This is a genomic window from Colwellia sp. 12G3 (genome assembly GCF_002836775.1).
Lineage (GTDB): Bacteria > Pseudomonadota > Gammaproteobacteria > Enterobacterales > Alteromonadaceae > Colwellia.
In genome coordinates this window covers 66,602-93,343 of sequence record NZ_PJAQ01000068.1, presented here as the reverse complement: position 1 = coordinate 93,343, position 26,742 = coordinate 66,602, and the positions used below count along the sequence as shown (strand labels likewise).

Sequence of the window (26,742 nt, the reverse complement as noted above, 5' to 3'; positions counted from 1 at the left end):
ACTATATTGCGCTTTTCTTTGTCTGGTTCAACCAAACATAAATATACGTTTTTTTATTTTTTTGCTGAAGGAATAGTTACTATGGCATCAACACCGGTCGCATTTTCATTATTAACTAGCTCAACGCTGCCAAGATGAAACTGTGCAATTAACTGAGCAATGTAGAGTCCTAAGCCTAAATGCGGTTGTGGGTCTTGCTTACCTTTACGGACAGACACCATCGAATCAAATAAACGATCTTGCATCGCGTTCGGTAATAACTCACCTATATTACTAATGGTTAAAATAAAGTAACCATTTTTAAGGGTTAGTTTTATATCAATAGTGGTATCTATCGTCGAAAACTCTACGGCATTAGCAAGTAACTTATCTAAAAGTTGCGCCAATAGTTCGGGCCCACCATTAACCTTATTTTCGTTAAGGTTATCGTTAGAATTATCGTTAAATGAGTCGATTGATAAGGTAAAATCTTGCTGAGGTTGCGTTAACTGATAACCTTGCACGCAACCCGAAACAACCTCGTCAATGGCATAACTTACTTTCTCTGTATTTTGTAAACTCTGCTCTAAACGGGTCGCTTCACTCATTAAGGTTAAAATTGTCGATAAGCGATTAACACCTTCTTTTGCTCGGTGCATATAAACATTATTTTGGCTGGCAGGTAAATCTAGCTCTAACGACTCAAGTGACGATTTTACCACGGCTACTGGCGTTCTTAATTCATGTGATAAACTTGCCGACATGCCTTGAAGGTATTGTGTATATTGACTTAAGCGTTGCACCATTAAAGCGAAAGTACGCTGTAAATCGCCAACTTCATCAGATGCCTTACTCATTGCAATAGGGTGAATTATTTTACCTTGCTCATCAATCGCTTGTTCCGTTTGATTACGTAAGGCACGAATTCGGTTTGACGTGCGAGATGCAAAAACAAACAAGGCAAATGTGCCTAGCCCCATTACGGCCAGAATAACGTTAAACCAACTTTGTAATGCTTGATTTCTTAAGGTTCTAATACCATTGGTGGTTTCTTCTGCAATGACCGCACCTTTTACTTCGCCGTCACTGTAAATAGGATAAGCCGCAGATAAAATAACTGCTTTATTGTCTGTTGTTAACCGCCAAGTTGCCCCGCGTTTACCATTGAGTGCCTTGGTGAGATGACTACCTTGCAAATGGGCAACATCATAAAGTTGATCATTAAAATCTTTAGGTGGTGTTGTTAAAATTTTGTCATATATTGCTAATAACTGCTGCTGAAGTGGGCGATACCAAGTATCAGTAAGTTCTGGTTTAGTCATTTTCCCCCAAACTCCATCTGAGTTTTTAATATCACCCGCTTTGGCTAATACGCGACCATGTTTATCGACCACCCATATACGCGATTCAGTATGATCTAAGCCTTTTAAAATGCGTTCAATTTCAGGTGAGGGTAATAAAACGGTGCCTAATTGATCTGCTTGTTTAAAGGGTGAAGTGCCTAGGGTAATTTTTTGTTCTTTACGATGCTGATCAATGTCACTAATGGCGAAACTTAATTGGCTTCCTAACAAGGTTAACGGTAGTCGTAATTCAATAGTGTAACCTCGCTCTGTTTCAATCCACATGCCCTGAATTCTCGGCTCTGGAGCTAAAGGTTTATTACCGTATGAGCTATCATATGAGCTGTCGGATGAGCCAACGGATGAATGAGTATCAATCTGATAAGCGGTTACCCAGCCAGGCGCTTTAGTTGAGATAATATAGCGACGAAAATCACCCGCAGGAGTAATAAATGCAATTTGTAATAAATCATTTTTATCTATTTTTAAACTGTTTTCAGCTCTATAAACAACGCTGTCGTCGATTACCGAAAAATAGGCATACAGATGATCACGGTATTTACCCACCATATGTTTAAAAGAGAGACTTTGCGCTTGATAAATATCATGTCCTTCAATTAAATAATCTTGTTGATAATTTAATGCTCTATGTTGATTATGCCAATCATCTAATTTTCCGTCGAGCTGGATAGGATCAACAATAGGGTAGGCGTATAGATCACGGCCTTTTTGTACCGTAGGTAAGAAACTGGCTTGTCGATTAAATAAATTTGGTCGTTCGTGCAGAGCCGTTGCAACAGCACGTACTGTACCCATTAAGGTTTTTTCTTGGCCAATACGTAAATACTTTTCCATTTCCCATACGTATTGATAACCTAATAATGGGATCGCGAATAAAAACAAAGAAAGTAAAAATAACTTTATTCTTAAACCAAAGCGAAAGGAAAAACGATTAAATTTCATGGTTAATTAACTTTACCATCAGCCGCTTTCTCAGCTTTCCATCGATAACCCATACCGTAAACCGCGTCGATACAGTCAAAATCATTGTCTAACAAGATGAATTTTTTACGAATACGTTTGATATGAGAAGTAATAGTGCTGTCATCAACATACACTTTGGCATCTTCCATGAGTTGCTGACGGCTTTTAACATGCCCTGGAACTTTAATTAAAGAATGTACTAACCAAAATTCGGTAACAGTAAGTTCAATTAACTGTTGTTGCCAATGAACCAACATGCGTTCAAGACATAAAGTGAGTGAACCGGTTACAATATTATCATCATTACTGGTGGGTTTATGGCTTGCCTCAATTCGTCTAAACAGTGCCGCAATTCGGGCGAGCATGTGCGGTAAACTAATGTCTTTAGTTAAATAATCATCTGCGCCCATTCTTAACCCACTTACCGTGTCAAAGTCATTGTCACGAGCTGTTAGAAAAATAATAGGTAATGAACTCGACAATTGACGTAACGCTTGGCACAAGGTAAATCCACCATCGATTTCATCTTCTAAACCAATATCAATGATGGCCAAGTCAGGCAATTTCTCTGTTAAGGCAAGCTGAGCTTGTTTGCGATTACTGTAGGCTTGCACTTTATAACCTTGCTTTTCTAAAAGCTCAGTATAATTTTTTCTAATGGAAATATCGTCTTCAACGATTGCAATACTTCGGCTCATTGAGCGTCCTTGTAACTACATAGTTAGTTTGTCATTAAACTGCTTAACAACATTATCTACCATAAAATCCAACATAAATAGAGTCAAACCGTGATTGCCCTTTTTTCGCCACAATTGCTCATTACATTGCCATTTTTCAACCCCCGTTTTGCCATTTGGTTGTTGTTTAATAGATCCCGTAAGCAACATTAACCAATCTTAAAAACAGTAAACAATTTTAAGACATATTAATTAAACGATTAAATAAATTATTAAGGGTACCAACATGAAAAAACAACTAATCGCCACAAGCATCATTTTATCTCTAGCAATGAGCCCTGTTATGGCTTCTTCCAAAACACAAGAGACTGATAACACCAATGAGATAATAGGACTAAGTACCGGTGCTGTTATCGGCGGATTGATTGCCGGTCCCATTGGTTTAGTCGTCGCGGGTACTATCGGCTTATTTATTGGGCATTCGCAGGAACAAAAAAATCAAATAGAACTGGTCGAGACAAATTTAGTAAAAAACAAACTGGCAATGACATCACTGAGCAATGACAAGCTAAGCTTGGAAAAACGTCTCGCGCAAAGTGAAAAAACACAACACCTGTTAACCGAGGAGTTAGCGTTAACAGAAAAAACATTGAATCATGCTGATAAATTAGAGCAGCTTAAGTTAAACCTTAGATTTGATATTGACTCAACACAAGTTGAATCTTTTTACACACCTCAAATTAAGCACTTAGCTATGATGATGCTAGAAAACCCTGAGTTATCGGTGAATTTATCAGGTTATTCAGATCCCAGTGGCAGTGAAGACAGTAACTTAAAACTTTCTCAGGCAAGAATTGAGTCGGTTAAGTTAATGCTCGTTAACCTAGGCGTTGATGAAAACTATATCAGCACGGAAGCATTTGGTGAAAGTCACTCAATGCAAGCTAACCGTTCGACAAGTAGCAACTTTAATGAGCGTCGTGTTGAAGTGCAATTATTTGCAGATGAACCCGTCATGGTATCTGAGCAGGATATTGCGAAAGAGCAGGTGACGTTACTAGAACAAAAAACACTAGAGCAGAAAGTACCAGGTCAAGAAGAGCTGCCTGTCATAGTACACAAGCAAGTGATAGCACAAACGCAAATATTAGCTGAGGTAAATTAATTCCCTCCAACGGCCAACCTTGGTCGAGCTCTCATTAACGCCTAATCTTTACTGATGATTGCTCGACATTTTTATTCAACTTTTGGTGCTTAGGTTATTATCCCCAAGGTATTAATACCCTTGGGAAAACATAATCACCGTTTGCTAACGGAGTAGTGGCATGAAATTCAGCCCACTTATTTTCAATTTATTTATTATCTCGGGCATAACTCCGATCATAACTCTGGGCATGACTCTCAGTATGAGTAGTCATGTTTATGCAGTCGAAAAAAACAACCATGATGATGCTGACTACCATCAAGTTAGCCTTAATGACGTTAGCTCAGGTACCTTGCTTTTTAAGCAGAGCAACAGCAAACGATTTTTGCAAGCCCCCCAACTTAAAACACAAGTCGAGATAGAAATTAACGGCCTGGTAGCGAATGTGAAAGTGAAACAAAAATTTACTAATACCAGCAATAATTGGCAACATGGCGTTTACGCATTTCCTTTACCCGATAATGCGGCAATTAATCAACTTAGCATGCGTGTTGGCGATCGCGTTATTATTGGAGAAATTCAAGAAAAGAAACAAGCGAGAAAAACCTTTAATAATGCTAAGAAAAGTGGCAAAAAGGCGGCTCTAATTGAGCAATATAGGCCCAACTTATTTACCACCCAATTGGCAAATATCCCGCCGAATGAAGAAGTTGAAGTAGAGCTAAGTTACTTTCAACAGGTTGATTATCAAGCAGGGGAGTTCAGTTTACATTTTCCTATGGCAATAACGCCAAGGTATCAACCTAAGGGCTCTAAAACATCTGCAACGCATAATTTGTTACCTACATTGATTTTTCAAGCACGTGCGGAAAGTCGAGCAGAAAAACACTCAAATACCTCATCATTCGAGCAATATTCCACTACTGATCCAGTGCAAGGTCAGTTTATTGATGTAACGGTTGATCTTTTTTCTGGTGCAGAATTAGAACAAGTTAACAGCATAAATCATTCTTTAATCGCTGAACAACAGGAGCTGGGGCATTACAGGCTTAAGCTAGTCAATCAACTGATTGAAAAAGATTTCAAATTAACATGGCAATACCAGCCACAAGCTTTACCTCAAATATTAAATTTTCAACAGACCTATCAAAATAAAAAGTATGGTTTGTTAATGGTGCTACCGGGATTGTCGGAATTGAATGAGAACTCAGCTGCAAATAAAATAACGCCACTGCGTGAGCTTACTTTTGTATTAGATACATCGGGCTCTATGGCCGGTGATTCTTTAGCACAAGCCAAGCAAGCATTTAAATATGCACTAACGAGTTTGCACGAGCATGACAGCTTTCAACTCATTGCTTTTAATTCGTACCCAACAAAACTTTTTCAAGCGCCCGTGCTTGCTAGTGAAACCAATAAACAACAGGCTTGGCGTTTTGTCTCAGCGTTAGAGTCTACCGGAGGCACTGAAATTAAATCAGCGTTAGATTTAGTACTCAATGAAAAGTTAACTGCAAAAAATAGTAAAAATGAAAAGCTCCAACAAATTGTTTTTTTAACGGATGGGGCAGTAGGTAATGAAGCGGAAATTTTTTCAGATATCGCGAAAAAAATTGGTAGTAAACGGTTATTTACTGTGGGTTTAGGTACGGCACCTAATCGATACTTTATGAAAAAAGCGGCGGAGATTGGTCGTGGTAGTTACCAATTTATCAGTAATCATAATGAATTGGTAAAGCAAATGGACCGACTTTTTACCAAGCTTAGTCAACCAGTGCTGACTGATTTAAACATGAGCCTGAATAATCCTAATGGTGTGTTAGTGACAACACCGAATCCTATTCCAGATGTTTATGCGAATGAGCCGTTATTTCTCAGTTATCAAGTAACGGGTGAACAAAGTGACAGTTTACTTACTGGTATATATCAGGGGGAAATCTGGTCCATTAATATTGAAAATTATCAACAAGAGAATGTTGACGCAAATTTTTTAGGAAGTCTTGAGGGGAATAAAACAGTGTCCACTAAGGCGACGGAGGAGTTAAATATACCGCCACTGGCGACCCTATGGGCAAGACGTAAAATTGCCGATCATTATCGTCAATTGATGTTATATAAAGAGTCTAAAGCAAAAGACAATATTATTGAACTTGCCTTGAAATATCATTTGGTTACCCCTTTCACCAGTCTAGTCGCGGTTGAAAAAGAAGTCTCTAGGCCACACCATCAAACAGCGAATGCTAAACAGTTAAAAAATATGTTACCGGCGGGACAAAAGCTGCCGTCAACAGCATTAAATTGGCAATGGCAATTTAATGGCGCGATATGTTTATTGCTAATGTCAGTGATATCGCTCTTGTTAATACCGCAAAGAAAAAATAATGATTAACACTAATTCCACCAAGATCGCTGTTAACAAAAGTACAGTGGATAAGCTTAGTAAAAAACCTTATGAAATCATTTTACTAAGCTTAATTGTTATTGCCTGTTTATTACTGATAAAACCCAGTTACTTGTACGCAAAATCAGTGCTAGCACAAGTATTACTAAAGCATGCATGGCAGGAATCTCAGCATGAATATCAGCAAGAAATTCAACCACAGCATCAGGAAAAAGATCAAAGAAATCGGCCTTGGCACTGGGCAGATAGTTATCCAGTTGCAAAATTAACCTATAAAAAGAAGAATGTTTCTTGGATTATTATGGCAGGAATGACAGGACGAGCTATGGCGTTTGCACCCACGTGGCTCGAAGATTCTGCTAAGCCAAATCAATATGGAAATACGGTGATATCTGCACATAACGACAGTCATTTTAATGTGCTAGAAAATAGCGATGTCGGGGAAGAATTTTTATTGGAAGACCCACAGGGGCAAATATTAAGTTACCGCGTAATGACTATCGATATAGTCTCGCAATACGATATTTCATCCTATCTATTCCAAGATGAAACAATGATAACTTTGATTACCTGTTACCCCTTTAAAGTGACAAATAAAGCAAAAACACAACGACTAGTCATTCAAGCGGTTCATGTAGATTCCCTCAGATGATTATACCCGTAATCATTTAAGATGCAGGTTTCAGAGTGCTTGAGCAACGATGGAGTGATGTTGCTCAAACGCTTCTTTGATGGGTTTTAAATAACGTTATGCGGCGTTAAATAATCAAAGTATAGAGTGGCTATGCTTAAATTATCCTCCGGCCTAAAGTTATTTTAATTCCCACTGAAATCCTGCACTTTGATTGGTAACGGATATATACCGTTACTTAGCATTACGGATCATCTGAATTGCTATATCAGTTAAATCAGTAACTTCTCCGATACCAATAGTATTTTCTAATTGAATTTCAAGGTCATGAGCCAGATCTTTATCTAAACTCCTTAAATAACTTATTTCGTCACGGTAATACATATTCCTAACTTTATTACTTTTTTTCAATTCAACTTTTAAAATTGCGGGCTGACCAAGATTAGATACTTTATTGGTATATTCTTTTAATTGAGACGATTTTTTCAGTACCGATAAATCACGATACCAAAACGAGTACTCTTCACTTTCATTTTTATCTTTCGGTAAAACAAGAATATAGAAAGCACGAGCCGTTAACTTTTGATATGCGATAGCTGCGATGATTGACAAGCATGAATCTCTAAATTTTTTATTACTCAACAAGTTGAGGATAATTTCTTCACTATTATTATTTTTATAAACAAGGTGTTTAAGCGCTGAGTTACCACTAAAGCTCGCGGCATTAATATATTGCTGGTGCTTAGTTGCTTTTAAGTAAAATGGAATAGAGAAATGATTATGGGCATATATATTTCTCATTGCTTTTTGCAGGCCATAAATGCGGCTACCCCGTTTACCACATGTTTCAAGGTTATCAATATGTTGATAAAGATATTTTCGTATGGCTCTACCGGCTAAATGTTTACTTTCAATTGCGTTCATTAATAACCGAACTGCGCCATGACTGTCATAACCTAACACAACGTATTTTTGTTTTGTCAGTGTACGTTCTTGTCCGGTAAAGGGGACTAATAATTCAATTTCAATTTCTTCCCCTCCTTTGAATTTAGTTTCTTGTGCAAGGTTGACTAATAAACCTTGAATAGAAATATTTTTAGTTTTACCTAAAATATGGGTAACGACATTATTACTTCGTGTTATCGCCATGTTAAATGATAATACGAAGCGATCTTCATTTCGTGAATCATCATTTTCAGCGGTTACTATTTCGGTTTCAGACAGAACATCAATAGCGCTAAGTTGGTAACGTTCAGGTAATAGGCTTGCTAATTCAGTAACATCATCACGTATTGGTTGATATATAGTTTCATACAAGCTGGTTATATCAGATACTGTGAGCATGTGGTCACAATCACTAATCATATCTAAAGCCGATTTAGGCGTTGCTCTATTTAATACCGCCATTTTAGGATGAACATGACAAGGTAACGCTGAGGGGACGTAGGCATCTTCTTCAGGATTAATAAACGATGACGATATCTTAACCACTCTAAATAGACTGTTTTTGAAGTAATGATTAAAAGCCGTTTTAACACTGCTATCATTAACAAATTCGTCATACCAAATAAGTGAATAGGTGAAAGTACCCTTATAAATAGACTTCAGTAAAAAGGCATACTTATCAACATTTTTTTGTTCGTTTAAAGCATGTTGAATATCTTTATGTCCAAGCAATACGGGTAGATGAAAGTTTTCTTGTTCATCGCTAAAAAATTTCCATAATTCATCATTACCTGATGTTTTCATTGCTACTTTTGCATGCCATTCATTATTTTTTTTATAGCAAAGTAGTGGAATGTCATGGGTTTTATTTAGGTATAATTGTTCGTAACCTTTAGAGGTGATTGAATCAAATAATGGTGTGATAAATTGTGCTGTGGGACCTATTATTGCTAAATTCTTTTTCCTTAAGTAATAGCCGAATAAAACCCGCATTTGTTTATCTGTTAAGGGGCTTGAATATTTTAACAGGTATTCAAAACCATTCTTTAGTGAAGATTTTTGACTATCTATAATTTCAAAGCCAAGCTCAAGCTCTTCAGTAAAATCAATTTCTTTATGATGATCATATAACCATAAATATATTTTTTGCGACTTTATATTTTCTATTTCATTTGATGTTCGAATGACAACTTTTCGGTTATTCATTTTTTCAATACTAGCTGTAATACCAACTTCTCTTTTTCCTTGAGGGCTCATCCCCATAATAGGATTGATAAATACTTTACAAGAAGAGTTAAGTTGCTTTAGTTCATTAATTATTCTGTTTTTATTAACTAAGGGTTTAGGCTGAGTTTTATCTATTTTAAACTCAGAAAATTTACTTTCGCTGTTTTCGCTGCTTTCATTATTTTTACTGCTTTCAGTATCATTTTTGTTTTTATTGATAGCCCTTTCTTGCGCATCTTCAAAAACCTCATGGTATACCGCTATAGTGTAGATATTTTGATATTCAAGGAGTTTTTTATTGAAGAACTCTTTACCTGCTGAATCCAAATAATGGGTGACTTTGTTGTGCTTAATCACCTCACAGTCGGTAAAAATCAAACGTAGATCAATTGATTTAGTGGCTTGTTGAGCAAGTTTCTTTATTTCATTTTTAACTGCAAGTTGTCTACCAGGGCTTTCTTCAGGGAGAAGTTTTTGAACAAGATATTCTAATCTGTCGTTGCTTGCATAAGGAACCAAACTTAATATTTGTTTTTGAAATCTTTGTAAGTGGGGGCTTATAGCACTGTTCATTAATCGTGGAACCTTATGTTGTCATCTAAACACACTTAAAGGTACGCAAGCCATAACTCGCGAACGTTATTAGTTTACGCTTAATACATAGTACTAAATATAGGCAAAAAAGCGTACTTATATCGAATAGTGAGGCTGCAGAGTATATAGGCTAGCATTATTGGATATTTTACTGCGGGTAAAATAGCTTGTTTAGAATACAACTGAAGACGTTTATATTTTTTATAATACACTGTGCAGCCTCATTAGTTATAGTCATTAGCTATGTTTAACTTAGCTAACGCCTTCTAAAACCCATTTACTAAATACCCGCCAGATAAGCTTTGTCACTAAATAGACACATTATTGAAACTTAAGTGTCATATTTTTACAATTTAAGTGTCACATTTGCTCGGTAAACTTCGCCTCATACATTTAATGCTTTAATTGATTTGCGCAATTACGCAGAACCATAAAGGCATTGTTCATAAAAATAATTAATTTTTAGCGATGAAGGTAAACCTATGAAGTTATCTAAACTAGCGCAAGCAAGTTTGTTGTTAAGCATCAGTACCACAAGCTTAGTTTTTTCATCTCTGTCGTTTGCAGAGCAACTCCCTGAAACTAATAGCGATCAATTAACCCATGTTGTTGATGCAGGACAGCAAATTAATCAATCTGCTGCTAAGTCACAACAAAAAATAAACCGTTTTACCGATCAAGTACAAACTAAATTACAGCAATTTCATGTAGTCACAAAAGAAGTTGATGGTCTCAGTGTTTATAACCAGCAAATGCAAACACAGCTTGATAGCCAATTAACTGAACTAGCCCAATTAGCTAGGTCAATGGAAGAAGTAAGTGTTATTGAACGTCAAATATCACCATTAATGGCGCGTATGATCAGTACCTTAGATAGCTTTGTTGACTTGGATGTACCTTTTTTGCCAAGCGAAAGAACAAAGCGTGTTGAAGACTTAAAAACCATGATGAATCGTGCCGATATTTCAGTTTCTGAGAAGTTTCGTCGTGTACTAGAAGCGTATCAAATAGAAGTTGATTACGGCCGTACTATTGAAGCGTATAGCGGTATTTTACCTATTGACGGTAAACAAATGGATGTTGACTTTTTACGTATTGGCCGTGTGAGTTTGGTTTATCAAACACGTGACGGTAGTCGTTTAGGTGAATGGCAGCAATCTTCAAAAGGAACGGGTCAGTGGCAACCTTTGTCACAAGATTATCGTTTAGGCATTAATAAAGCCTTACGTATAGCCCGTAAACAGCTAGCACCTGATTTGATTATGGTACCAGTGTCTTTCAATGAAACATCGACACAAGCAGAGTAATAATGATGACTACTTATCCTAATGCAATAAAAAACACAGTAAGAAAAGCCATCACTAATAAAGTGGGCCAAGCGGTAATTAACACAGTAACAAAATTAAGCCAGTCAGGTAAAAAAGCGTTAACCGTGTCTGCACTTTCAATGACGTTCGCTTCATTAAGTAGCTTAAGTGCGCTTAGTTATGCCCAAGATGCCGTAAACCTAGATGATTTATTAAACCAGCTAGCGCAAGGAAAGATAACGCAGACCAAGCAAAACCAAGCACGAGAAAGTGAATTTAAAGGCAAAGTTAATCAACAGCAAAATATGCTGAATGATATGGGTTACCAGCGTGATAATGCCTTAGTACTTAGTGTGCAGCTTGAACAAAACTTTGCTGATAATGAGATTGACTTAGCGAATAAGGCCGAGGCTTTAGATAAACGTTTAGGTGAATTAAAAGAGTTGTTTGGTGTTTTACAGCAAGTATCAGGTGATACTCGCAGTAAGTTTCAAACGTCAGTTATTTCTGCGCAAATACCCGGCCGTGGTCAGTTTTTAGATGAATTTGCGCAAAGTATGGGATCAAGTTCAAAGCTTGCCTCCATTAGCGAGATAGAACGTTTATGGTTTGAATTACAACGCGAAATGACACAAAGCGGTAAAGTAACAACGTTTAACCGTGAAGTTGTTTTAGCTAATGGTGACCGTAAAAATGCTGAAGTTACGCGTGTTGGTGGCTTTAACTTAATTTCAGATGGCAAGTATTTAGAATATATTGACGAAACAGGTACGGTTGCAGAGCTTATTAGGCAACCGTCTAATAGATACTTAGCGACAACCAGTGATTTACTTAACAGCCGTTCATCAGAACAGAGTACAACCGCTTTTGCCTTAGACCCAACGGGTGGTTCAATTTTAAGTTTATTAGTGCAAGCACCTGACTTGAAAGAACGAGTAGATCAAGGTGGTCCAGTAGGTTACATCATTTTAGCCATTGGCTTTGTCGGGCTACTTATTGCACTTGAACGTTTAATTAGTTTAGTGTTTATCGGCTCAAAAGTTGAACGTCAACTTAAATCATCAATAGCATCTAGTGATAATCCGCTGGGTCGTGTTATGCAAGTTAAAGATAACAATCCAAACCTAGACACTGAAACCTTAGAGCTTAAATTATCTGAGTCTATTTTAAGAGAAGTACCTAAGTTATCAAAACGTCTAACCTTAATTAAAATCATCTCAGTGGTGGCACCGTTAATCGGCTTACTCGGTACGGTAACCGGTATGATTAATACCTTCCAAGCGATTACTTTATTTGGTACCGGCGACCCTAAGCTTATGGCAGGTGGTATTTCTCAAGCACTGGTAACTACCGTTTTAGGTTTAGTTGTTGCTATCCCAATGGTTTTTATCTTTGCCTACTTAAATGGTCGTAGTCGTAACATCGTTAATATTTTACAACAAGAAAGTACCGGACTCATTGCGGAAAGAGCTGAGCGCGCTGAAGCGCAAAGCGATAAAGCATCACAAAGCCCTGAGCTTGCAGGTCAAGGAGCATAAATCGTGATTGCCTTAATGGAAATGTACGACGCCATTAATGAGTTTATGGATACCGGTGGTCAAGTATTAATCGTGATTGCCGCCGTTATCTTCATTATGTGGCTATTGATTTTTGAACGCTTTGTTTTTGTTTTTTACAGCTACCGTAGCGTAAAGAAACACATGATTAGTGTATGGCAAGGTCGTAAAGATCAAACCTCTTGGTATAGCGAACAAATACGCAACGCCTTAATTTCTCGTGGTACTACTAAGTTAAATCGCAATTTAGCACTTATTCAATCCTTGGTGGTTTTATGTCCGCTATTAGGTTTGCTGGGCACGGTAACTGGCATGATTGAAGTATTTGATGTGATGGCAATATCGGGCAGCGGTAACGCAAGGTCTATGGCGTCGGGTGTATCACGCGCCACTATCCCGACAATGGCAGGTATGGTCGGTTCGTTATCAGGTGTATTTACTGCAACCTGGTTACGCCGTAATGCTAAAAAAGAATCGGAATTGTTAGCTGATAGTTTGACGGTTAGTCATTAGTTATTAGCTCGTAAGAATTAGACCGTAAATTAATAGCGGATAACTATTTTGTTTGAATGAAATAGTTATTTCAAAATAGAATTGTAGGAGTTAGTTATGCGTCACTTAAACCAAATGTTACAAGATCAAGATGAAAAAGAAGAAATTGATATGACCCCCATGCTTGATGTGGTGTTTATTTTGTTAATCTTTTTTATTGTCACCGCCTCCTTTGTTAAAGAAGCAGGCATTGACGTTAATCGTCCAGAAGCCGCTACGGCGGTAAAGAAAGAGCGAGCCAACATCTTGGTTGCAATTAGCGACAAGGGTGATATTTGGATCAACAAACGTAAAGTAGATATTCGTAGTGTCCAAGCGAATATTGAACGCTTAAAAGCAGAAAACCCCCAAGGTACTGTTGTTATTCAAGCCGATAAAAAATCTACTACTGAGACGTTAATTAAGGTGATGGATTCTGCGCGCGCCGCGGGTGTTTATGATGTGTCTATTGCAGCACAAGAGGCCTAAGAATAGCTTAAGGACTTAACATGTTAACAAACATGCCAAAAGAAATGTCACAGCAAATGTCGCAAGACATACCTCAAGAGATAATTGTACGTAGTGGTACTCGTTATGTAATTGCTGGAGTATTAGCATTAAGCATGACCTTCCTTTTACTCTGGGGTATGCAGAAGCTAATTGCTGGTGGCAATGAAGTGATGACAGACCCTGCACAAGGCAGTGTACTTGATTTTATCCGCTTAAAACAAGATGAAACCATTGTAAAAAAAGAACGAAAACCACAAAAGCCAGCAAAGCCAAAAGAGCCACCACCGCCAATGAACGCACCTCAAATGCAGCAATCTAACCCTAATGCTAATGCCGTAAAAAGTAGTTTTGCAGCGGATATTCAAACAGATATGGGGTTATCTGGCGGTTTGAGTTTAGACAGTGGTGATGGTGATTATTTACCGATTGTTAAGGTCGCAGCGATTTATCCACGTCGAGCGCAATCTCGTGGCATTGAAGGCTTTGTTATTGTTGAATTTGTTGTGACAAAAACAGGTGCAGTGAGTAATGCCGTGGTAGTACAAGCAAAACCTGAAGGAGTATTTGACCGAGCAGCACTTGATGCGGTTGCCAAGTTCAAATACAAACCACGGGTCGTTGATGGTGTAGCGATGGAAGTTGCTGGCGTGCAAAACAAAATTAGTTTTGAAATTGATGGTTAAGCCGTTTGGCCTAATATTTCAAAACACTCACAAGGTAAAAATGGATTCTGTGGTCTCTGATCGTAAATCCATTTTTAAGCTTTTACACATTACTTATTAATAGCTAATTAAGGATCCAGTTATGAAAAACAAACACTCCTTACTACTGACAACCCTATTTACTTTACTTGTCACAATAACAACCAGCAAAGTTTTTGCTGCAGAAGAAAATACAGCGACCAATACGGATAAAAACAGTGTCGCAACAGCTCAAACCGATAAAAAAAGTTATCGCACGAGTAAAAAAGTACCCGCGATGCGTAACCGCGTATATTCACAATTAGCCCGTGCCCAACAGCTGGCCGATGAAGGTGATAAAATAGAAGGCTTTGAAGTGTTAGCCGAAGTCGAGGGGCGACTTGATAGCTTAAATAGTTATGAACGTGCCATGTTATTTAATTTTTACGGCTTTATGTATTACGGTAACGACGATTTAACATTGGCGATTGATAGTTTTAATAAGGTTATTGCTGAGACAGCAATTCCAGATAGCTTGATCATCTCAACGCTTTATTCGCTAGCGCAATTAAGCATGCAACAACAAGACTTTAAAGAAGCGCTTGATTACCTAATCCAATGGCAAAATCTTAATGACAAGGAGCTAACTGGCAATCAAGAAATGTTATTTGCACAAGTTTATTTTCAAGATAAAGATTTTGTTAATAGTTTAAAGCATATTGAAATAGCCGTGAGTTTAGTTGAAGCTGAAAATAAACTGCCTAAAGAAAATTGGCTTACTTTACAACGTGCTACTTATTATGAACTACAACAACCTAAGCAAGTCACTAAGGTGATGGAAAAGCTAGTGCGTTTATATGATAAACCACAATACTGGTTACAGCTTTCAAGCATGTACGGTGAAATCGGGGAAGAAGCTAAACAAATGGCGGTAATGGAAGCGGCCTACCAAGCGGGATATATTACCAAAACTAGTGATATTATTACTTTGTCACAACTTTATTTATTCCATGGCGCACCCTATAAAAGTGCCGCCGTGTTAGATGATGCTATCGATCAAGGAAGTATATTTGCCGATGAAGATAACTTAAGCATGTTAGCTCGTGCCTATTTATCAGCTAAAGAAGATGATAAAGCGATTAAGGTGTTGATTCGCGTTAGCGATATTGCCCAGTCTGGCGAGCACGATGCTTTGTTAGCGCAGACTTACTTAAACAATGAGCAATGGCAAGCGGCGATAAATGCGGCAAAACTTGCTTTAACTCGTTACGATGAGCATAAGCAAAGCAAGGACAAAAATGTTAAGGACATCGCTAATATGCATTTGATTGTAGGTATGGCGAACTTCAACTTGAAAAGCTTTGAGCCCTCGCTAGCAGCATTTTCAAAAGCATCACAATTTGCTAGTACTAAAAAAGCCGCCCTACAATGGGGCAAGTATGTTGAGCGAGAGCAAGAACAACATAAAGTGCAGTTAGCCATGCTTAATTAGTTATTTTGTTTAGTAAATAAACATAACTGAAAGCGCCTTAGGGCGCTTTTTTGAGTTAATAAATAAAACCACTTTGGAAAGTGTTGGTTGTAGTTACTAGCGATTGATAAAATGATAACTGGGTTACATACAGTTTTAATGCAATGTATATACCCGTTATCATTGCAGATGCAGGTTGCAGAGTGCTTGAGCAATTTCACTAATTAATGGGTCCTTTATATTTGTTATCATTACTAACTACTTTGTTGTTCACTTAGTAATAATAACAACACGTTATTTAAATAAACGCCTTATATTTGACGTTATCTTGGCGAAATGATTTATTTAAATGTATATTACAAACAAGTCTAATATCATTTAAAGGTTGCTATGCGATATATATTGCTAATACTCGTTCTTATTTTATCAGGTTGTAGTGATAACAAAAAACACTCTCAGATAGTGCTTCCTATTGCTAATCCTGGACATTCTATGATGCTTCAGCGAGGCGCTACAGCGGTATTAAACGGTAGTGGGTCCTATGACCCCTATGGTGCGCCGTTGACCTATTTTTGGCGGGTCGTCAGCCAGCCGACAACGAGTACTAGTAAACTGAGTGATTCAAGTAGCCCTTTCCCAAGTTTATATCTTGATGAGTTTGGTGATTATAAAATTGAGTTAATTGTCAATAATGGCGAAGAAGATAGCCTACCGGTAATTTTGACTATTAGTGACAGTGATTCTTTACCTATAGCCAATGCTGGGCTGGATCGAAAATCCCAAACTGGTGATGCAGTTACGCTCGATGGTAGCTTGAGCTTTGATAGCGATGGCGATCTATTAAGTTATACATGGACTTTGGTTTCGATACCTTCTGGAAGTGCGGCAATACTGGCGCGTGCCGATAGTCCTTATGCTATTTTAACTCCCGACGTTGCCGGTGATTATGAAGTTCAGTTAGTCGTCAGCGATGGCAGTAGTGATAGCCTAGCTGATAGAGTATTAATCAGTGACAAAAATCTACCACCGGTAGCCGATGCGGGTGTTAATACCACCTTCTTTGTAGGCACTTCATTGGTGCTCGATGGCACGGGTTCTAGCGATGTTGATGGCGACTCACTCAGCTATCAATGGCGTATTGTGAGTGCCCCTGCGGGCAGTACCACTACGATTGTTGATGCAACGGCGGTGAAGGCGAGTATTACCCCTGATATGTCAGGCGATTTTGTATTGTCGCTCACGGTGAATGATGGCCAAGTCGATAGCGAAGTCAGTACGGTAATACTGCATAAAAGTAATCACATACCAATCGCAAATGCTGGCGCAGATATTAGTGGGCAGTTGGGACAGTTAGCTCATCTTGATGGCAGCGGTTCGCGTGACGCTGATGGTGATACATTAACACCTCGTTGGTCAATTAGTTCGAAGCCCAAAAATTCAGCGGTCACTCTCGCAGATACTCATACCTTTCACCCTTCGCTAACCCCCGATGTAGCTGGGCATTATGTGGTACAGCTTATTATATACGACGGGCAGTATTTAAGTACGGTTGACTCGGTGACTATTTCAACTAAAAATTTAGCACCTACTGCTAATGCCGGCGCACCAATGTTGGTAGTGACAGGCCAGAAAATCAACCTAGATGGCACGCAATCGACTGATCCCGAAGGAGCCATGTTAAGTTATCACTGGAGTTTAGTGTCCGCACCAAGTGGTAGTGCCGCCACACTCTCAGCAAAGGATATTGTCGCGCCCGAGTTTACGCCCGATGAACTAGGCAACTATGTTTTTCAGTTAATTGTTAATGACGGTGAAAGAAGCAGTGCCCCAGCGACGGTTATTATATCTGATCAAGATCTGCCGCCGATGGCGAACGCTGGGGAAGATCAATCTTCGGCCACCAGTGTATTAGTGACCTTGGATGGCTCTACTTCGAGTGATCCGGAGTTACAGCCACTAAGTTACGATTGGTCCATGTTATCAAGCCCAAGCGGCAGCGCGACAGTTGTTAACGACAGCCGTCAGGCCATAGCGTCCCTCATGCCTGATCGTGCTGGTGATTACGTAGTACAGCTCACGGTGACCGATCCAACGGGACAAAAATCTTCAGATGTGGTCGTTATTCGGGACGGCGCGAGTAATACGCTGCCAGTAGCTGATGCGGGTCCAGATCGACAAGTTGATCTCAATGCGAATTTGGTACTCGATGGTTCAGGCTCTAGCGATGCCGATAACGATGCTCTGAATTACAGCTGGGCGATTCTGAGCCGACCTGTGGGTAGTTTGGCACAACTGAACAAGGATAAGACTAGAAATCCGGACTTTACACCCGATGTCCAAGGCGATTTTGTTATTCAGCTGTTTGTCAGCGACGGTAAGAGCATAAGCCTACCCGATGTTGTCGTGATTCATGATACTGAAAAAAATATCGAGCCGGTCGCTCGTATAGGCTCGACACTTGATGGGATAACGGGTACAAGCTATACGCTGGACGGTAGTAATAGTTTTGACGGAAATAGCGATACGCTCACCTATAATTGGATATTATTCACGCCATCTGCAAGTTTAGCGACGTTAAGCGATAGTACCGTCGCTCAACCTGTTTTTACCCCAGATGTCGCAGGCAATTACACCGTTACTTTAGCTGTGAATGATGGGCAGTTAAATAGTCATTGGATTAGCGAAACGGTGTCCGTGAAAGACCCGATTAAAGGCGCTGCAATACCGCTTCCTCCGGGGCATAACTTAATGATGCTAAGTGCTACTGGCGGAGATAGTGGTTCGGGTTCATTGATATCCTTAGAGGAACGAGATTTGACAAAGGCGACAGAAATCTTAAGCCTTCATGGTTTGCCTCGTATGGGATCAATAGATCATGTTCAGTCTCCCGTGTTACACCCTAGTAATGAGAAAATGTACGCCTTAATCGATGCAACTGGGTTACATAATACCGGAGTAATTATTGAGTTTGACCCTGCAACGAATACTGCGGTCATATTCGCTAATGCGCCAGACATAACTTTAAACGGCCATCGTGTACGTCAATTTAGGCATCAAATTCTGTTTCATCCTGACGGTAAATCGATGTTTATCTTTACCCTCAAAGGCGGAACTAATGATGCAGGAGTACTAATCCACGTTAACGCTGATCCTAGTAGCGCTGACTATCGGGGATTTTCCGTTATTGCCGAGTTTGGTATAGCGCAAGGTTCTTTCCCAGGTTCGAGATTGGCACCGTATACCGATCTAGCGTGGAACGGTAATAGTAATAAGATATTAGCGGCATTTGGCAGTTTACGATCGCAGGCACTGTCGGCAATTGAAATGACGCCAACTGACAATAACAACCTAAGTCAAGCGTGGAGTATTGCCGAATTTGGCTCTCCTATTGAGGCAAATGCACGAAAATTTGTTGTCGATCAAGATTATATGATCATGCTTGAAAGCTTTTCCCCATTGATCTTAACTGGTAATGGACGCAATGGCGGAGGTGGTTTTACTCTTCGTGATTGCCACAACGCACAAGGCACCTTTCGTTGGGGACTGGTAGATATTTATGTGATGTGCGACGGTTCCGCGGGGTTTGCCCCTGGTTTATACCGCACTAATGGCGCCGTTACACAACCGGTAGCTGTTCGAAGCTTTAGTAATCTTCAAACCTCTCAAGTTAGCGGTGTGACTGCTTCGATAATTCGTGATACCGCTTATATGAATATTGTTGATGAAAGTGCATCAACATTTATAGGCTTCAACGCTGCTTCGTTAGGAATATCCATTGCTTCACCTACCTTAAGTGAAGTGACAAAAGGAAGTTATGTCGACCGTCCTATTATTACCGGTGGTGGTGACAGGGGCACTTACTTTATCGGTGACCCTGCTATTTTGGATCGTGCAAGCGATTCAATTAACGATCGATTCGTTACAACCTTGAGCTATGACGGAGGGGTTAATAAGCGGGGAGCGCTGTTAACGGCTGATCGGTTGAATAACAGCGTGCAACAGTTCGACTTTGGTTTTGAAAATGGTGGTTTTCCATTTGGCCGTGTAACGAAGGCATCGACTGGCGATTATTTTTTCTCAACGATATCGGGTAGCGCCAGTAGTAATAGTATTGAAGGTGCGACTATTCACTTTGATTCTGCACTCGGTGTTACGCAAGAAATTGCACCATCGAAATACTTTAGAGCAGGGATTGGCCTGGGGGAGACTTCATCTAATACTCTCTATGGTTTAGGAGTGGATCTTCGCAGACAAGTTTATGCTCTGTATTCCATTGACGTTGACACATTGGCGATTAACGAGCTAGCGGACTTTGATACAACGACGGCGCGCATACCGAGTTACGAATTGGTAGTAGATAACGATAATTTATGGTTTTTTACTGATAACAAGCTCTATTGTGTGGATCCAGCCAGCATGCAGCGTGGCGTTCATGACTTCATGACAAATGGACCGCATGATCCCGTTCGCGCGCTAAGTTTCGCGACGGCGGGCGGTAATGGTTATTTTGTAACACGCGAAAGTGCTTCGCCAAACCAAGGTACTATTCAACAGGTTCAAAACGACTGTGCAACGCCAACGATTACTGATGCTGTTACGGGGTTGATTGATTTACCCTCTACGGCGTTACTTGCCGCATCAGATGGTAAATTTTATTACGGTACCGAGGGCGGCAAGTTGATGCAGTTTGATGGGGCTAGCACGGTAACCGAAGTAGCGGCGATTACGAATACGTCAATGGTCGGCTTTCTTATTGAAGATGCAAATGGCGATATCGTTGGTTTCGCATCAAATGGCAATGTAAAAGAAGATCATATGTACGCTTATAAGCTAAGCGGCGGTGCCTTCACTAAGAACGTGGTACCCGCGGACACGCCGATAGATACCTTCTATCCAGGTGTCACGGAAATTAATTAGTTAGTGTTCCTCAATGGCCGACATCTCGTTGGCTAATGAGGTAACTAGCCGCAGCTCGCTAACAAACAAAGGTGCTTTCGATTTAGTCGCCCTTTGTTTTATTGCTGTTTTAATATCAATCTCACTAATTTATTGGTCATTTATACTTGTTGTTGAAATAAATGCCTAATATTCGGTATTTATTTTAAGTCTAAAATAGAATAGTGCTTTAATGAAACTGCTATAACGTTAGCTTTAAATGCTCCTACACCAATGTTTTTATATATTTCTTTATGTCGCGACTACGAGTAACTTTGAGTAACACGACTAAATAAGTAGGCTATTTGTATTAATAGTCTGCAATACAGAGCTAACTGTGTGGTGATACCTCAACCTTTTTTTTACTACAATAGTCTACCTTATATAACAGGGCATAAATAAAAGGAACTTATCTATGAGTGAAAGTAAAAATGTATTGTTTTTAAACCATGATGTTAACAACCACTTAGGCATTGCCATGGGGTCTTTTGAGTTATTGTTACTAAAGAATCCTGAATTACAGCAGAATGCTTATGCAGAACGTGTGACTAACGGCTTACTGAGGGCGAGAGATTTATCACATGAGTTGGCTCGAACCTATCAGGAAACAGAACACACCAATAACGATTTTGTACTGATGGCCGTCCAGGAACATTTCCTTAAAAATTCAAAACCTGCTTATGATAAGTTGATGGAAATTTATGATATAAAAATCAACTTAAAAGTCACTATGATTGATGAACCTAAAAATGCTTATTTAAACCCCGTTGAATTGGTACGCTTACGTGAAAACATTGTCAGTAATGCTATAGCCGCAGGTGCCACAGAGCTTGATGTACATATCGAGATGAAAGAGACTTATTTAGTGGGAACTTTTACTGATAATGGTAAAGGCATGAGCCAAGAAGAGTTAGACAAAACAATATTATTTCAACATGGCGATGGTAAAGTACATGGCATAGGCACAAGAAGTATTGTGGAAGGAGCCAGTAAGCATGGTTATTCAATTAGTTATTCTTCCGTTGAAGGTAAGTGCACAACGATTCGCACTTTAGTGCCTTATTACCAGGAGTAATTGATGTTACTTATGCCCATTATTTCAGATAATTCACGACGAGAGATTAATCAAAAAAATAGGTCCTTTATTTGTAATTACCCTCAAGGCTAAAGTCACTTTAATTCCCATTGAAATCCTGCACTTTGAATGATAACTGGTATAAGATGAGTTCAACTGTCGTAGCAATGAGAAAAATTATGGAAATGGATGAGTCAATTAATGTATTCGGTGAAGCGCTAGTCGGTTGTGGTGGCGATCCCATCACTGGTTTTTTTCGTGATAATAAATGCAATACCTCTGAGCTAGATGTTGGTTCGCATACCATTTGTATTGAAGCAAGTCAGCAGTTTTTAGAATTTTCTCGCTTTAAGGGTAATGATTTATCTACGCCAATACCTGAATTTAATTTTGCAGGCATAAAACCTGGAGATACTTGGTGTTTATGTGCAGAGCGCTGGCTAGAAGCTTATCAAAGTGATAGAGCCCCAAGAGTTCATTTAAGAAAAACCCATATTAAAGCCTTGGAAATAGTACCAATCGAGATATTAAAGAAGTTTGCTTTAGATCTAAGTTAAGCATTAACCAGCTAGAAATAATCCAAGTAAATAAAGTGCATCGCTGCTAACTGAGTTAAATGATCTATTCACGCCATAGCAGGCGATACCTAATGCGAATAAAGAGAATAATATAATGAGCACCCTGAATGAGTTTTACCCTGAAATTTCCCCTTTTAATGACTTCTTACTTGATGTCGATGGTCAACATCAAATTTATGTAGAACAATGTGGTAATCCAAAAGGGCAACCTGTGCTTTTTATTCATGGTGGCCCAGGTGGTGGTTGTTCAACGAATGACAGACGTTTTTTTGATCCCCAGCAATATCATATAATTTTATTTGATCAACGTGGTTGTGGCCGTTCATTACCGCACGGTTGTTTAGATAATAATGAAACCACTTTTTTAGTGGCTGATATAGAAAAGATTCGTCAGCATTTAGCGATTGAAAAATGGCATGTTTTTGGAGGCTCTTGGGGCTCTACTCTTTCTTTAGTCTATGCACAAACTCATCCGGTAAGTGTGAGTAGTTTAGTCTTACGTGGAATTTTCTTAGGTAGAGACGTTGACACTAATTGGACTTTTTCTGGTGGGGGCGCGGCACGTATTTTCCCTGATTACTGGCAAGATTATGTCGATGTTCTGCCAGAAGGACGCGCACAAGCGACGACTAAAGCAGCTTATGCCATGTTAGTGGGTGAAGATAAAGAACTTGCGCAAAAAATTGCTACCGCTTGGAGTATTTGGGAAATTCGTTGTTGTACCTTAAAACCAGACCAAGCATTTGTTGATGCCGCAACAGGTGATGACCATGCTTGGACATTAGCGCGTCACGAAGCACATTACATGGTTAATGATTGTTTTTTAACAGACAACCAAATTTTAGCCAATTGCGACAAAATAAAAGATATTCCAACCGCAATAGTACATGGCCGTTACGACATAGTTTGTCCTGCAGATAATGCTTGGTTATTACACCAAAAATTGCCTAAATCAACCTTAGTACTTAGTGAAGCGTCGGGTCATGCCTCTGTTGAACCCAATACTAAGCATCATTTAATCGCGGCAACTCAAGCAATGTTAGCGCTATAGCATTGGCTTATGGCAAGACAGTAATTTTTTTATGCTGTGTTGCCATCACTATCTCGCTACTTGCGTGAAAGTAACGTAAAATACTGCCATTATCTAATTTACACCTATTATTCGTACCGTAAAGGCGAGTAATTGTAGCCATCGACTTAAGGCCATCCATGAAAAAAGTATTTGAATTAACCCACGAGAAAATTAAACTTGAAAGACGTGTTGATTCTGTTAAACACGAAGTTAAAAAATATCTTAAAAGAGAACGTAATAAAAAATTACCTTCAGGTGCTGACTTTTGGGATTTTGATTGCCAATTTGGTAATACCAAAGAAGAAGCAGAGCCAGTAGAATTGTCAGACATTAATAAGCGTATTGATCAAACACAAGTTGAGGGCTTAACGTCTTTTTACATTGAGATCGTAGCCAAAGAAGGTATTAGAACCTTTACGCCAAGAGATGAAGACGATATTGAATTAGATGACGAGTAGTCGCTAACGTGCGCTAACTTTAGTAATCATTTATAGGACCGAGCCACGCGCTCGGTTTTTTTATGTCTATTAAAATTGGATTTATTCTTTTGGTAGCGTACTAATTACTCTAATTAATTGCCCCTCTTCTAATGGTCTAAATCTACACTTTCTGTGTTGCACTCAATCCCAATAGCCAGCTATTGCTCAATCACACGCCTTGACTTGAAAATTTATCCTCATTGAATTTTGATCACTAAATTAATGTAACGGGTATAACTCGTATCATGCATCCGCATTAATATTTAGAAAAACAAAGTGAATAGATCAATAAAAGCACCCAACGTAACGACAGGTGCTTTTTATTGGCAACATTTAAGTAAATTATGACAGCGTTGTCAATTAGTGCGTTCAATGTTAAGTTATGAGTTAGTTGTTTTAATTACTTGAGCTTTCTACCAATATGGGTAAAAGTTATTGGGTCAAATAAATAGAGTAAAAGCGTAAAATCAAGACTAAAGGCGTATATCAAAAGCCTTCTAAAAATTTTAGCATGTCTTATAGCAGTTGAACGTGACCAAAAGTTAACCACAGAGTTAGCTTACTTACATAAAAATCAAGTTAAGTCCGAAGGAAGAGAAATGAAAGAATTAAAATCTTGTTATCCAGTTTCAGAGAAAGCCAAAGCGCATACTCATATTGATGCGGCTACATACGATGCTATGTATAAGCAATCAATCGAACAACCTGATGAATTTTGGGGCGAGCAAGCAAAAGAATTTATTGATTGGTATCAACCTTGGGACAGCGTAAGTAAAGTTGATCTTAAAAACTCTGAGATTAGCTGGTTCTCTGGCGCTAAACTTAACGTAAGTTATAACTGTATTGATCGTCATTTAGCGACTAAAGCAAATGATACCGCCATCATCTTTGAAGGTGATGATCCAAACGATGACTCAAAAGTTACTTACCAAGAATTACACGATCATGTGTGTCGCTTAGCTAACTTATTAAAAGAACGCGGTGTTAAAAAGGGCGATCGTGTTTGTATCTACATGCCGATGATCCCTGAAGTGGGTTACGCTATGTTAGCGTGTGCCCGTATTGGTGCAATCCATTCAGTAGTATTTGGTGGCTTCTCGACAGAGTCTATTAAAGCACGTGTTTTAGATGCCGATTGTAAAGTAATTATCACAGCTGATGAAAGTCTTCGTGGCGGTAAGCGCATTCCACTTAAATCGAATGTTGATGCGGCTGTTGCCGATTGTCCTAATGTTCATTCAGTTATTGTTGTTGCCCGTACCGGTGGTGATGTTGCTTGGAATGAAAAAGTAGATATTAACTACGAAGAAGCGGTAGCGAAACAAACAGCAGTCTGTGAGCCAGAAATAATGGATGCTGAAGATCCATTATTTATTCTTTATACCTCAGGTTCAACAGGTACACCCAAAGGTGTCGTTCATACTTGTGGTGGTTACATTCTTTATGCTGCAATGACCCATAAATATGTCTTCGATTATAAAGAAGGCGAAATTTACTGGTGTACAGCCGATGCCGGTTGGATCACTGGTCACTCTTACATTTTCTATGGCCCGTTAGCAAACGGTGCAACGACTTTAGTATTTGAAGGTGTACCAACATACCCAGATGCAGGTCGTTTTTGGCAAGTATGTGAAAAACATAAAGTTAACGTATTCTACACAGCGCCTACAGCGATTCGTGCATTGATGAGTATTGGTGATGACTTAGTTAACGCATCTGATTTATCGTCTTTACGTTTATTAGGTACGGTAGGTGAACCCATTAACCCTGAAGCATGGCATTGGTATTATGAAGTGGTTGGCAAGAGTAATTGCCCAATTGTTGATACGTGGTGGCAGACAGAAACAGGTGGTATTTTAATTACCTCACTACCGGGTGCAGTCGACATGAAACCAGGTTGTGCAGGTAAGCCATTCTTTGGTGTACAGCCAGCGCTGTTTGATAAAGAAGGTAATACCTTAGAAGGTGAAAACGCAGGCTTATTAGTCATGACGGCTAGCTGGCCAGGACAACTACGTACGGTTTATAACGATCACAATCGTTTCTATCAAACGTACTTAGGTCAATACCCAGGTAACTATTTTACTGGTGATGGCGCGAAACGTGACGAAGATGGTTTCTACTGGATAACAGGCCGTGTTGATGACGTGCTTAACGTATCAGGTCATCGACTTGGTACAGCTGAAATTGAAAGTGCGTTAGTACTTCATCCAGCAGTTGCTGAAGCTGCAGTTGTTGGTTACCCACATGAAATTAAAGGCCAAGGCGTTTATTGTTACGTGACCTTAATGGGCAGTGCAACTGAATCAGACGAGTTAAATGCAGAGCTACGTGAATTTGTTGCGAAAGAATTAGGCCGTTTTGCTAAACCTGATTACATTCAATGGGCACCAGGTTTACCGAAAACACGTTCAGGTAAAATCATGCGTCGTATTTTACGTAAGATTGCTGAGAATGATGTCGATACTTTAGGTGATACTTCAACCTTGGCAGACCCAAGTGTTGTTGAGAACTTGATTTCTCAACGTATTATTCACGGTGCATAAACACTAATTGTTTATCACTACTAGTATCATAATTAAAGCGCCGAAAGGCGCTTTTTTATGGTTCCAGTTTACGGTAC

General features: G+C 39.2%; 20 protein-coding genes. 15 read left to right on the top strand and 5 right to left on the bottom strand.

Annotated features, from left to right (window positions below; translation table 11 throughout):
* Positions 1–53 precede the first annotated feature (53 nt).
* From pdsS to CXF71_RS21455, 3 genes are read right to left on the bottom strand one after another with little or no spacing between them, the layout of a single operon-like run.
* Entirely contained in the window at positions 54–2,285 is a 2,232-nt protein-coding gene (gene pdsS, locus CXF71_RS18025; RefSeq protein WP_101234328.1) for a proteobacterial dedicated sortase system histidine kinase, read from the bottom strand.
* A 2-nt stretch (positions 2,286–2,287) separates the two neighbouring features.
* Complete coding sequence (gene pdsR / locus CXF71_RS18020; protein WP_101234327.1) at positions 2,288–3,004, bottom strand: proteobacterial dedicated sortase system response regulator; 717 nt, start codon at positions 3,002–3,004, stop codon at positions 2,288–2,290.
* 15 nt (positions 3,005–3,019) lie between these two features.
* Positions 3,020–3,193: a hypothetical protein gene (locus tag CXF71_RS21455; protein ID WP_157826789.1), complete on the bottom strand. Its 174-nt coding sequence runs from the start codon at positions 3,191–3,193 to the stop codon at positions 3,020–3,022.
* 76 nt (positions 3,194–3,269) lie between these two features.
* On the opposite strand from CXF71_RS21455, the gene pdsO reads away from it, so the two are divergent.
* From pdsO to CXF71_RS18005, 3 genes are all read left to right on the top strand, one after another.
* A complete protein-coding gene (pdsO, locus tag CXF71_RS18015; RefSeq protein WP_101234326.1) occupies positions 3,270–4,148 on the top strand; it encodes a sortase-associated OmpA-like protein PdsO in 879 nt (292 codons plus the stop codon).
* A 160-nt stretch (positions 4,149–4,308) separates the two neighbouring features.
* Positions 4,309–6,516, top strand: coding sequence for a marine proteobacterial sortase target protein (locus tag CXF71_RS18010; protein WP_101234325.1), 2,208 nt, complete (start codon positions 4,309–4,311; stop codon positions 6,514–6,516).
* Positions 6,509–7,180, top strand: a complete 672-nt coding sequence (locus CXF71_RS18005) for a class GN sortase (protein WP_101234324.1) — start codon at positions 6,509–6,511, stop codon at positions 7,178–7,180. Before CXF71_RS18010 ends, CXF71_RS18005 begins: the two co-directional genes overlap by 8 nt.
* Positions 7,181–7,393: 213 nt before the next feature.
* Here CXF71_RS18005 and CXF71_RS18000 read toward each other — a convergent pair whose 3' ends face one another.
* The gene (locus tag CXF71_RS18000) at positions 7,394–9,904 is read right to left on the bottom strand and encodes a hypothetical protein (RefSeq protein ID WP_101234323.1); all 2,511 of its coding nucleotides are present in this window, start codon (positions 9,902–9,904) and stop codon (positions 7,394–7,396) included.
* 503 nt (positions 9,905–10,407) lie between these two features.
* Between CXF71_RS18000 and CXF71_RS17995 the strand changes: the two genes are divergently transcribed.
* From CXF71_RS17995 to pip, 10 genes are all read left to right on the top strand, one after another.
* Complete coding sequence (locus CXF71_RS17995) at positions 10,408–11,232, top strand: DUF3450 domain-containing protein (protein ID WP_101234322.1); 825 nt, start codon at positions 10,408–10,410, stop codon at positions 11,230–11,232.
* 140 nt (positions 11,233–11,372) lie between these two features.
* On the top strand, positions 11,373–12,770 hold the full coding sequence (locus CXF71_RS17990) for a MotA/TolQ/ExbB proton channel family protein (protein ID WP_101234928.1): 1,398 nt from the start codon (positions 11,373–11,375) through the stop codon (positions 12,768–12,770).
* A 3-nt stretch (positions 12,771–12,773) separates the two neighbouring features.
* Complete coding sequence (locus CXF71_RS17985) at positions 12,774–13,301, top strand: MotA/TolQ/ExbB proton channel family protein (protein ID WP_101228544.1); 528 nt, start codon at positions 12,774–12,776, stop codon at positions 13,299–13,301.
* Between the two features lie 96 nt (positions 13,302–13,397).
* Positions 13,398–13,808: an ExbD/TolR family protein gene (locus CXF71_RS17980; protein ID WP_033084043.1), complete on the top strand. Its 411-nt coding sequence runs from the start codon at positions 13,398–13,400 to the stop codon at positions 13,806–13,808.
* 56 nt (positions 13,809–13,864) lie between these two features.
* Positions 13,865–14,512 (top strand): energy transducer TonB, encoded by a 648-nt coding sequence (locus tag CXF71_RS17975; protein WP_101234926.1) that lies wholly within the window; start codon positions 13,865–13,867, stop codon positions 14,510–14,512.
* A 121-nt stretch (positions 14,513–14,633) separates the two neighbouring features.
* Positions 14,634–16,001: a tetratricopeptide repeat protein gene (locus tag CXF71_RS17970; RefSeq protein ID WP_101234321.1), complete on the top strand. Its 1,368-nt coding sequence runs from the start codon at positions 14,634–14,636 to the stop codon at positions 15,999–16,001.
* Positions 16,002–16,472: 471 nt separating this feature from the next.
* Positions 16,473–20,897, top strand: a complete 4,425-nt coding sequence (locus CXF71_RS17965; protein ID WP_101234320.1) for a PKD domain-containing protein — start codon at positions 16,473–16,475, stop codon at positions 20,895–20,897.
* 433 nt (positions 20,898–21,330) lie between these two features.
* A complete protein-coding gene (locus tag CXF71_RS17960; RefSeq protein ID WP_101234319.1) occupies positions 21,331–21,990 on the top strand; it encodes a sensor histidine kinase in 660 nt (219 codons plus the stop codon).
* Positions 21,991–22,169: 179 nt separating this feature from the next.
* Positions 22,170–22,547, top strand: coding sequence for a DUF2237 family protein (locus tag CXF71_RS17955; RefSeq protein ID WP_101234318.1), 378 nt, complete (start codon positions 22,170–22,172; stop codon positions 22,545–22,547).
* A gap of 115 nt (positions 22,548–22,662) precedes the next feature.
* The gene (gene pip / locus CXF71_RS17950; protein WP_101234317.1) at positions 22,663–23,619 is read left to right on the top strand and encodes a prolyl aminopeptidase; all 957 of its coding nucleotides are present in this window, start codon (positions 22,663–22,665) and stop codon (positions 23,617–23,619) included.
* Between the two features lie 7 nt (positions 23,620–23,626).
* On the opposite strand, the gene CXF71_RS21850 is transcribed toward pip, so the two are convergent.
* Positions 23,627–23,761 carry a hypothetical protein gene (locus CXF71_RS21850; protein WP_269800825.1) on the bottom strand — a complete coding sequence of 45 codons (135 nt, stop codon included), beginning with the start codon at positions 23,759–23,761 and terminating at the stop codon, positions 23,627–23,629.
* A 16-nt stretch (positions 23,762–23,777) separates the two neighbouring features.
* On the opposite strand from CXF71_RS21850, the gene CXF71_RS17945 reads away from it, so the two are divergent.
* Positions 23,778–24,098, top strand: coding sequence for a DUF6172 family protein (locus CXF71_RS17945; protein ID WP_101234316.1), 321 nt, complete (start codon positions 23,778–23,780; stop codon positions 24,096–24,098).
* Positions 24,099–24,718: 620 nt separating this feature from the next.
* Positions 24,719–26,665: an acetate--CoA ligase gene (gene acs, locus CXF71_RS17940; RefSeq protein ID WP_101234315.1), complete on the top strand. Its 1,947-nt coding sequence runs from the start codon at positions 24,719–24,721 to the stop codon at positions 26,663–26,665.
* Positions 26,666–26,742: the final 77 nt, after the last annotated feature.

What these genes read in the sequence shown, in the direction of transcription:
- CXF71_RS17970 (WP_101234321.1), top strand. Translation starts at nt 14,634, where the DNA reads ATGAAAAACAAACACTCCTTACTACTGACAACCCTATTTACTTTACTT.
- acs (WP_101234315.1), top strand. Translation starts at nt 24,719, where the DNA reads ATGAAAGAATTAAAATCTTGTTATCCAGTTTCAGAGAAAGCCAAAGCG.
- CXF71_RS18005 (WP_101234324.1), top strand. Translation starts at nt 6,509, where the DNA reads ATGATTAACACTAATTCCACCAAGATCGCTGTTAACAAAAGTACAGTG.
- CXF71_RS18000 (WP_101234323.1), bottom strand. Translation starts at nt 9,904, where the DNA reads ATGAACAGTGCTATAAGCCCCCACTTACAAAGATTTCAAAAACAAATA.
- CXF71_RS17955 (WP_101234318.1), top strand. Translation starts at nt 22,170, where the DNA reads ATGGAAATGGATGAGTCAATTAATGTATTCGGTGAAGCGCTAGTCGGT.
- CXF71_RS21455 (WP_157826789.1), bottom strand. Translation starts at nt 3,193, where the DNA reads ATGTTGCTTACGGGATCTATTAAACAACAACCAAATGGCAAAACGGGG.
- CXF71_RS17980 (WP_033084043.1), top strand. Translation starts at nt 13,398, where the DNA reads ATGCGTCACTTAAACCAAATGTTACAAGATCAAGATGAAAAAGAAGAA.
- CXF71_RS17995 (WP_101234322.1), top strand. Translation starts at nt 10,408, where the DNA reads ATGAAGTTATCTAAACTAGCGCAAGCAAGTTTGTTGTTAAGCATCAGT.
- CXF71_RS21850 (WP_269800825.1), bottom strand. Translation starts at nt 23,761, where the DNA reads ATGGCTACAATTACTCGCCTTTACGGTACGAATAATAGGTGTAAATTA.
- CXF71_RS17965 (WP_101234320.1), top strand. Translation starts at nt 16,473, where the DNA reads ATGATGCTTCAGCGAGGCGCTACAGCGGTATTAAACGGTAGTGGGTCC.
- CXF71_RS17960 (WP_101234319.1), top strand. Translation starts at nt 21,331, where the DNA reads ATGAGTGAAAGTAAAAATGTATTGTTTTTAAACCATGATGTTAACAAC.
- CXF71_RS18010 (WP_101234325.1), top strand. Translation starts at nt 4,309, where the DNA reads ATGAAATTCAGCCCACTTATTTTCAATTTATTTATTATCTCGGGCATA.
- CXF71_RS17990 (WP_101234928.1), top strand. Translation starts at nt 11,373, where the DNA reads ATGACGTTCGCTTCATTAAGTAGCTTAAGTGCGCTTAGTTATGCCCAA.
- pip (WP_101234317.1), top strand. Translation starts at nt 22,663, where the DNA reads ATGAGCACCCTGAATGAGTTTTACCCTGAAATTTCCCCTTTTAATGAC.
- CXF71_RS17945 (WP_101234316.1), top strand. Translation starts at nt 23,778, where the DNA reads ATGAAAAAAGTATTTGAATTAACCCACGAGAAAATTAAACTTGAAAGA.
- pdsO (WP_101234326.1), top strand. Translation starts at nt 3,270, where the DNA reads ATGAAAAAACAACTAATCGCCACAAGCATCATTTTATCTCTAGCAATG.
- CXF71_RS17975 (WP_101234926.1), top strand. Translation starts at nt 13,865, where the DNA reads ATGTCGCAAGACATACCTCAAGAGATAATTGTACGTAGTGGTACTCGT.
- pdsS (WP_101234328.1), bottom strand. Translation starts at nt 2,285, where the DNA reads ATGAAATTTAATCGTTTTTCCTTTCGCTTTGGTTTAAGAATAAAGTTA.
- pdsR (WP_101234327.1), bottom strand. Translation starts at nt 3,004, where the DNA reads ATGAGCCGAAGTATTGCAATCGTTGAAGACGATATTTCCATTAGAAAA.